At 51.5% G+C, this 1283-nt stretch carries 2 protein-coding genes; both read right to left on the reverse strand.

The genetic code is table 11. The features are described from left to right. Nucleotides 1–623: MobP3 family relaxase (gene mobP3 / locus U8U68_RS21840; RefSeq protein WP_322204561.1), on the reverse strand; the 623-nt coding region annotated here is incomplete at its 3' end. A 32-nt stretch (nt 624–655) separates the two neighbouring features. Next, nucleotides 656–1063, reverse strand: coding sequence for a hypothetical protein (locus U8U68_RS21845; protein ID WP_084384567.1), 408 nt, complete (start codon nt 1061–1063; stop codon nt 656–658). Between the last annotated feature and the right edge of the window lie 220 nt (nt 1064–1283).

The following is a 1283-nucleotide window of genomic DNA, read 5'->3' on the forward strand; positions in this document are numbered from 1 at the left end:
GTCAGCCACCCCTGCTTTGCATCCTTGGAATAGACCAGCAGGTGCATATGCGGATGGTGCGCGGTATTGTGAAATGCTCCGTACCATTGCAGGTTACTGATGTCGATTTTCTGAGCCTCAGCCAACTCGGTGACGTTGCGCCTTACCAATTCCCGCCACGCCTTAGCATTGTTGTACCCTAACCGCTCCGCATCCTCGCGGTGCAAACTGATGACGTGTGTCCATATGATACCCTTGTGCTGACCTACTTCCTCTGCAACGGAATCCAAATCTATCTTGTCATCGGTCTGACTGAATAGCCCATGTGGTCCCAGCTTTTCCACTCCAGGGCGCTCTGCCATGTAGCTGACCAGCTTATCCAATTCACCGATACGGTCAGCATTGCGCTCTATGAAGGCGTCTATAAACTCGCTGGCATTGCTCTTGGTGGGAGAGCTTTCGTAGTCATGGTACTCGCCATAATCTTTAGCCGACCGGTCAAACTTGATGATGTCCTGCACCAACCTCTGCTGCCGAACGGTGGCGGGTGAGTTATCAATGCCCTGGGCCACCCTCTCCACGCTTTCGCGAGTGCCCATGTACTTCACCAGATTTGTGGCCGAGCGCTTTGGAGAATTCCTCATATACCTGCTGGTGACAATAATTTTCGCCGTAATCAGTCACCCCTATTCTGCCACTCATCGGCATCTTCGAAGGTCAGAATCCCATTTGTCCACGCTACCTCTTGCGCAACATTGAGCCGTAAAGTGTCCAGAGTATCATCTGGAATATCATTGACCGCCGCAGTAATGTTGCTGATAATCCCCATCTCTACCGCCAGCTTGAACAGCATTTCACACACATCTTTGCCGAGGGAACGCACCTCGCTTTTGATTGCTCCTGCCAACATAGGAGTCAAGTAATTGATGTTTTTCTGCTGCCGAAGATACCCGATGTAGAACTCAACCGCCTTGCAAACAAAGTCCCCCTTTGAGGTGGCATTTGCTTCTGGGAGCATTTCCTCGATTTCTGTGACCATCGAGGGCCGCATCCAGTATGCATATTTTTGCTTATTCTCGCTCAAAAGCTCTCCTTTCTGACCGACCCCTGATTTCAGGGGCCGGTAACCTCTGATTTTTCCCTACCGACCGGCTCTGCCGGACGATGTCACCTGCGCGGTAGACCCCGCGCTTTAACCTGCTTGTCTTTTTGACCGTTTCCTGCGCCCTGTTTTGCCGGATAAACTTGCAACCCTCTGCATATTTGGTGCGGTTTCTGTCTCCTGCCGAAACTGCTCTCACAAA

It is taken from the genome of Acutalibacter intestini (assembly GCF_034334985.1).
GTDB lineage: Bacteria > Bacillota > Clostridia > Oscillospirales > Acutalibacteraceae > Acutalibacter > Acutalibacter intestini.